Below are 6559 nucleotides of genomic sequence, written 5' to 3'. Positions count from 1 at the left end.
GAAGGAGCAGACATGATCTTCGGATCCCATGCTTGTACATGCGCACTCGATGTAAATGGCGCGCGTAACCGTTCGGGCTTCAGGAAGACCAGCACGGCAACCGTGCGTTTTGTACTCAGTCACGGGCGCCAACACCCAAGCGCGGGGCAAACTGCACGGTCTCGTCTGGCTACCACCAGACTTTACCGTACTGGTCAGTACTGAACATACAAGCGCGCCGCGCCTTCATCCGATATGACCCGTCCGCGGCCCGCCGGCCGCGGCACCGACAGGACACCATCATGACCCAGGACCCGCTGTTCCAACCGCTGCAATTCGGCGCGCTGACGCTGCCGAACCGCATCGTGATGCCGCCGATGACGCGCTCGCGCGCCAGCCAGCCCGGCGACGAAGCCAACGAACTGATGGCCGCGTACTACGCGCAGCGCGCGAGTGCGGGCCTGATCGTCAGCGAAGGCACCTACATCGCGCCGCTCGGCAAGGGCTACGCGTGGACGCCCGGCATTCACACGCCGTCGCAGGTCGCCGGCTGGCGCAAGGTGACGGACGCCGTGCATGCCGCGCACGGCCGCATCTTCGCGCAGCTGTGGCACGTCGGCCGGCTGAGCCATACGAGCCTGCTCGGCGGCCAGCAACCGGTATCGTCGTCGTCGCTCCAGGCGAAGGGCGTGAACGTGTTCGTCGCCGGTGAAGACGGCAGCACGCCGGGCTTCGTGCAGGCGTCCGAGCCGCGCGCACTGTCGATCGACGAGATCCGCGAGATCGTCGGCCAGTACCGCGCCGCCGCCCGCCATGCGATCGAAGCGGGCTTCGACGGCGTCGAGCTGCACGGCGCGAACGGCTACCTCGTGAACCAGTTCATCGACTCGAACGCGAACACGCGTACCGATGCGTACGGCGGCTCGCTGGAAAACCGGCTGCGGTTCCTGCGCGAAGTCACGCAGGCGCTGATCGACGGCACCGGCGACGCGTCGCGCGTCGGCATCCGCCTCGCGCCGCTGACCACGCTGAACGGCTGCGTCGACGACGATCCGGAAACCACCTATCTCGCCGCCGCGAAGCTGCTCGGCGAACTCGGCGTCGGCTACCTGCACATCGCGGAAGCCGACTGGGACGACGCGCCGCTGATGCCGGTCGCCTTCAAGCAGCAACTGCGCGCCGCGTACCCGGGCGTGCTGATCTATGCCGGCGCATACACCGCCGAGCGCGCCCGCGAAGCGATCGCCGCCGGCTGGGCCGACCTCGTCGCCTTCGGCCGCCCGTTCGTCGCGAACCCCGACCTGCCCGAGCGGCTGCGCACCGGCGCCGCGCTCGCGCCGCACGATCGCAACACGCTGTTCGGCGGGGGCGCCCGAGGCCTGACCGACTATCCGACGCTCGCGCAAGCCGCGGCGTAACACGCTACAGGAATCTGAAATGAAAACAACGCTCGCCCGGCTCGCGCTCGCCGCGATCCTGCCGTTCGCGGCCGCGCAAGCGGCCCACGCCGCCCCGTCCGCTCCGGCGGCCGACTGGTATCCGTCCGTCTATGGCGCGAACGACGAAATCGGCGCGGCCAACCTGCTGACGCCCGACGTCGTCAAGCAGGCGGTCGGCCTCGTGAAGGTCGGCAAGGCCTATCCGTTGGCCGTGCCGGTGGACAAGAACCTGCCGGCGTTCCGTCACCGCAGCTTCCGGCTGTACAACGTGCAGGTCGGCCAGCAGGCCGGCAAGAGCCTCGGTCCGAACAAGTTCACGTTCAACGACGAACTCGTCAACGCATGGACCGGCGTCGGCACGCAGCTCAACGGCATCGGCCACATCGGCATCGACAACGTGTACTACAACGGCAACCGCGCGGCCGATTTCGTGACCGTCGACGGCGTGAAGAAGCTCGGCGTCGAGAAGGTGCCGCCGATCGTCACGCGCGGCGTCGTGCTCGACATGACTGCCTACTACGGCAAGCCGATCGTGCCGGGCGGCACCGAGTTCACGGTCGCCGACATCCAGGCCGTGCTGAAGAAGCAGGGGCTGACGCTGCGCAAGGGCGACGTCGTGCTGTTCAACACCGGCTGGCTGGAGCTTGTCGGCAAGGACGACAAGCAGTTCCTCGAGGTCGAGCCCGGCATCGGCATGGAAGCCGCGAAATGGCTGGCCGACCAGGGGATCGTCGCGTTCGGCGGCGACACGTGGGCGTCGGAGGTCTATCCGAATCCGCACACGCGGGACGAATTCCCGATCAACCAGTACATGCTCGCGAAGCGCGGCATCTACAACCTGGAACTGATCGACAGCCGCGCGCTGGTGCGCGACAAGGCGTGGGAATTCCTGTTCGTGCTCGGCCAGCCGCTGTACGTCGGCTCCACGCAGGTCAACATCAATCCGGTCGCGATCCGCTGATCGCGTGCGCCCTGCGGCAATCGCGGCGACTATCGCCGCGATTGTCATTTCCGTATTGCAGCCTGTGCGATGGGCGTCTAACGTTGACGGGATCGACGCCGTACGACCGTCACCCGACTTGAAAGGACGCCCCCTCATGCCAAGCCGCTCCCTGACACGCGACATGCTGCTGGCCCTTGTGGCCAGTCTTTCCCTGTCGGCTTTCACCGCGCCCGCACACGCCGACGAGGCCGCCGGCCTCGCGCCGCCAGCACCGGCCACGCCGGTGCTGACGACCACCGCGACCGGCGTGCAGATCTATGCGTGCGAATACGATGCCGACCACCGGCTCGCGTGGGCCTTCAAGCGCCCGGAGGCGATGCTGTTCGATGAAAGCGGCACGCTCGTCGTGCGGCACGGCGCGGGGCCGTCGTGGGAAGCGCTCGACGGCAGCCGCATTACCGGCAAGAAGCTCGCGGAAATGCCGAGCGCAAGCGCGGCCAGCGTTCCGCAGCTGCTGCTCGCGGCGGCGCCGGCCGCAACCGGCACGCTCGCCGGCGTGCGCTTCGTGCAGCGGCTCGACACGGCGGGCGGCACGCCGCCGGCCGCGACGTGCACGACCGAGCATGCGGTCGGCCGCTTCCCGTACTTCGCGCGCTACGTGTTCCTGAAGTGACACGCACGGCGTCGCAAGCGACGGGCATCATCCCGTCGCCTTTCGACGTGTCCCAATTCAATCAGCGATCCTATATTCGATGCGGGGAAGCGTGAAATCGCCGACACCCTCGTTCCGTCTGGTCAGCGTGTCCGCATCGACAATTCGACGTCGCCGCCGAACGGCACCGACAGATAGCCGTTTTCCGGTGCGCGCACGTAAGCAAGGTAGTCGGGGCTGTATTCCGCGTTGTCGGCCACGACGAACGCTCCCGCCCTGAGCCGCGGCTCGACCAGCGCGAGAATCTCCGGATACAGCGCCTTCGCTCCGTCGAGCAGCAGCAGATCGACCGCATCCGGCAGATCGTTAGCCAGCGTACGCAGCGCATCGCCTTCGCGAATCTCCACGAGATCAGCCAATCCTGCCGCCGTCAGGTTCGCCTGTGCGCGCACGACCTTCGACGGTTCAAACTCGCTCGTAATCAGCCGCCCGCCGCCGTTGTCGCGCAGCGCGGCCGCGAGATGCAGCGTCGAAATGCCGAACGACGTACCGAATTCAACGATTGCCGTCGCGCCGCCGCTACGCGCGAGCATGTACAGCAGCATGCCCGTCTCGCGTGACACGGGAAGCGGGTAGTCCTTCAGGCGCGCATACAGATCGGCGTAGTCCGTCTTGCTGCGCATCAGCCGCGCTTGCTCGTCGCGCGACACGTTGGCGAAGGCCGGGCTCGTCGCGGGCGACGACGCGTCGGCTTCGTCGAACAGGCGCGCCAGCAGCGAAGCCAGCGGGTCGAGCATCAGAGTGGTCATGCGATATCTCCGGTAGCGGTTGAGTGCGTCGTTGCACCCGACTAGAATATGACGAACTATTCAGGTTTTACTATTCGCATTGGCAAACCGCTCATGACCGCCCGCCGAAACGCCCCGATCGCCACGCGCAAGCAGCCTCGGCAGGCGCGCTCGACCCGTCTCGTCGAGGACGTCCTGCAGGCGGCTATTCAGGTTTTGGCGAGTGAAGGTGCGCAGCGCTTCACGATGGCGCGCGTGGCCGAGCGGGCCGGCGTGAGCGTCGGCTCGCTGTACCAGTACTTCCCGAACAAGGCGTCCGTGCTGTTCCGGCTCCAGCACGACGAGTGGCGGCAGACGTACGACATGCTGTGCGGGATACTGCAAGACACGCGAAAGACGCCCCCGGAGCGGTTGCGCACCGCCGTCCACGCGTTCATCCGTTCGGAATGCGACGAGGCGCCGATGCGCATCGCCCTCGACGATGCCGCCCCGCTCTATCGCGACGCTCCCGAGGCGCGGGAAGTGAAGGTCGAGGGCAACCGCGCATTCAGCGCGTTCATGCGCGAAGCGCTGCCCGACGTGCCTGACGCGACGCATGCGCTCGCGTGCGAGCTGATCCTGACGACGCTCACCACGGGCGGCAAGGCGTTCTCCGAAACGGCGCGCACGCCGGCGGAAATCGATGCCTATTCGGCCGCGATGGCCGACATGTTCTGTGCGTATCTCGCGCATCTCGCGCACGCTTGAGGCCCGTGCCGACACGGAAACCGCGCACGCGCGCCGGCTGCATCGTCCGGATGCAGGTTGCGCACGGCGATGAACCCCGTCACCCGCCCCGGTTCGCACCGGCTTCCCGGTTCATCCTGAAAGCAGTTCGTAAAATTCAATGCCTCGCCCGCTGGCGCCCCGCCCGTCGACCCTGCATTCAAATAGTCGCCTTAACGGATTCGAACTAGGCGTATACACGCGGGTCGACACGACGGAGCCCCGTTGCACGCCGATATAAGCGCTGCGACATGCGCTGCATGCTCTTCGCCCGATGGGACGTGATGGGCGGCTCGCCTAACCTTCGCTACGGCAAAGCACACGTGACGGGGTCGCCCACACCACGCGTCGTCCGACGCGACACCCTCGCGATCGTCTCGATTCGCACGTAACGACACGCATCACGCGTCATGCGTCCCCACGACGTTGCCGAACAATCCCAACTAGATACGAGACACCCTGACGACGGTTCGCTACGGGCCGTTTCAGCATGCTGATAAAGGAGCAAGCTCATGAGTGATACCCCGGTGCAGCCGACGGTCGGCGTCGGCGCGGAAGAAACTGACTTTGGCACCAAGGGAGTCATCGACCGCTACTTCGGCATTGCGTCGCGCGGCAGCACGCAGCGCCGCGAGATCATTGCCGGCGTGACCACCTTCCTCGCGATGGTCTATTCCGTGTTCGTCGTGCCCGGCATGTTCGGCAAGGCCGGCTTCGACACGAGCGCCGTGTTCGTCGCGGTGTGTCTCACCACCGCGTTCGGCTCGCTGCTGATGGGTCTGTGGGCGAAGCTGCCGATCGCGATCGGCTGCGCGATCTCGCTGACCGCGTTCACCGCGTTCGGCCTCGTGCTCGGCAAAGGGCTGCCTCCGACGGTCGCGCTCGGCGCCGTGTTCCTGATGGGCCTCGTGTTCACCGGCATCTCGATCACCGGCGTGCGTTCGTGGATCCTGCGCAACCTGCCCGCGGGCGTCGCGCACGGCACCGGGATCGGCATCGGCCTGTTCCTGCTGCTGATCGCGTCGAACGACGTCGGCCTCGTGATCAAGAACCCGGGCGCCGGCCTGCCGGTCTCGCTCGGCCAGATCACCGCGTTCCCGGTCATCATGTCGGTCATCGGCCTCGCCGCGATCTTCGGCCTCGAAAAACGTCGCGTGCCGGGCGGCATCCTGCTCGTCGTGATCGCGATCTCGGTGTTCGGCCTGATCTTCGATCCGGGCGTGAAATACCGCGGCATCTTCGCGCTGCCGTCGCTGAGCGCGCCGGGCCACGCATCGCTGATCGGCGCGATGGACATCAAGGGCGCGCTGTCGATGGCCGTGCTGCCGAGCGTGCTCGCGCTGGTGATGACCGCCGTGTTCGACGCGACCGGCACGATCCGCGCGGTCGCGGGCCAAGCCGGCCAGCTCGACGAGAACGGCCGCATCATCAACGGCGGCCGTGCGCTGACCGCCGATTCGATCAGCTCGATCTTCTCCGGTTTCCTCGGCGGCGCGCCGGCGGCGGCCTACATCGAGTCGAGCGTCGGCGTGGCCGCCGGCGCGAAGACGGGCCTCGCGGCGGCCGTGGTCGGCCTGCTGTTCCTCGTCGTGATGTTCTTCTCGCCGCTCGCGGGCCTCGTGCCGTCGTACGCCACCGCACCGGCGCTGATGTACGTCGGCCTGCTGATGCTCGGCAGCGTGAGCAAGCTGCACATGGACGACATGGTCGACGCGATGTCGGGCCTCGTGTGCGCGGTGTTCATCGTGCTGACCGCGAACATCGTGACGGGCATCATGCTCGGCTTCTCGACGCTCGTGATCGGCCGCCTCGCCAGCGGCGAATTCCGCAAGCTCAACGTCGGCACCGTGCTCATCGCGGCCGTGCTCGTCACGTTCTATCTCGGCGGCTGGGCCATCTGAGCCCGGGACATGCGCGACGTCGCCTGCAGAAGGGCGGCGCGCATCGGGACGACATCGTCTCCTCCACCATCGTCGTTGATGGTCTCCAGGCC

Annotated in this window: 6 protein-coding genes; 5 read left to right on the top strand and 1 reads right to left on the bottom strand. The window is 67.0% G+C overall.

Annotation, left to right across the window (positions count from 1 at the left end; genetic code table 11):
• The first annotated feature begins 281 nt into the window (after positions 1 to 281).
• The 3 genes from H0X91_RS32040 to H0X91_RS32030 all read left to right on the top strand — a co-directional run bounded on the left by H0X91_RS32040 (position 282) and on the right by H0X91_RS32030 (position 3034).
• The gene (locus H0X91_RS32040) at positions 282 to 1397 is read left to right on the top strand and encodes an alkene reductase (protein ID WP_062910206.1); all 1116 of its coding nucleotides are present in this window, start codon (positions 282 to 284) and stop codon (positions 1395 to 1397) included.
• A 19-nt stretch (positions 1398 to 1416) separates the two neighbouring features.
• The gene (locus H0X91_RS32035) at positions 1417 to 2379 is read left to right on the top strand and encodes a cyclase family protein (protein WP_006482595.1); all 963 of its coding nucleotides are present in this window, start codon (positions 1417 to 1419) and stop codon (positions 2377 to 2379) included.
• Positions 2380 to 2515: 136 nt separating this feature from the next.
• Positions 2516 to 3034 carry a DUF3455 domain-containing protein gene (locus H0X91_RS32030; protein WP_012493588.1) on the top strand — a complete coding sequence of 173 codons (519 nt, stop codon included), beginning with the start codon at positions 2516 to 2518 and terminating at the stop codon, positions 3032 to 3034.
• Between the two features lie 122 nt (positions 3035 to 3156).
• Here the strand turns inward: H0X91_RS32030 and H0X91_RS32025 are convergent, their stop codons facing one another.
• A complete protein-coding gene (locus H0X91_RS32025; protein ID WP_006494185.1) occupies positions 3157 to 3822 on the bottom strand; it encodes an O-methyltransferase in 666 nt (221 codons plus the stop codon).
• Between the two features lie 48 nt (positions 3823 to 3870).
• On the opposite strand from H0X91_RS32025, the gene H0X91_RS32020 reads away from it, so the two are divergent.
• A complete protein-coding gene (locus H0X91_RS32020) occupies positions 3871 to 4548 on the top strand; it encodes a TetR family transcriptional regulator (RefSeq protein WP_059722117.1) in 678 nt (225 codons plus the stop codon).
• Between the two features lie 530 nt (positions 4549 to 5078).
• On the top strand, positions 5079 to 6467 hold the full coding sequence (locus tag H0X91_RS32015; protein WP_006494183.1) for an NCS2 family permease: 1389 nt from the start codon (positions 5079 to 5081) through the stop codon (positions 6465 to 6467).
• Positions 6468 to 6559 lie beyond the last annotated feature (92 nt).

This window comes from Burkholderia sp. 9777_1386, assembly GCF_015712265.1.
Taxonomy (GTDB): Bacteria; Pseudomonadota; Gammaproteobacteria; order Burkholderiales; family Burkholderiaceae; genus Burkholderia; species Burkholderia cenocepacia.
The sequence above is the reverse complement of the archived record's forward strand: the minus strand, read 5'-3'. Positions and strand labels throughout refer to the sequence as shown.

Coding starts and splice junctions, on each gene's coding strand:
- H0X91_RS32040 (WP_062910206.1), top strand. CDS start 282: ATGACCCAGGACCCGCTGTTCCAACCGCTGCAATTCGGCGCGCTGACG.
- H0X91_RS32035 (WP_006482595.1), top strand. CDS start 1,417: ATGAAAACAACGCTCGCCCGGCTCGCGCTCGCCGCGATCCTGCCGTTC.
- H0X91_RS32030 (WP_012493588.1), top strand. CDS start 2,516: ATGCCAAGCCGCTCCCTGACACGCGACATGCTGCTGGCCCTTGTGGCC.
- H0X91_RS32025 (WP_006494185.1), bottom strand. CDS start 3,822: ATGACCACTCTGATGCTCGACCCGCTGGCTTCGCTGCTGGCGCGCCTG.
- H0X91_RS32020 (WP_059722117.1), top strand. CDS start 3,871: ATGACGAACTATTCAGGTTTTACTATTCGCATTGGCAAACCGCTCATG.
- H0X91_RS32015 (WP_006494183.1), top strand. CDS start 5,079: ATGAGTGATACCCCGGTGCAGCCGACGGTCGGCGTCGGCGCGGAAGAA.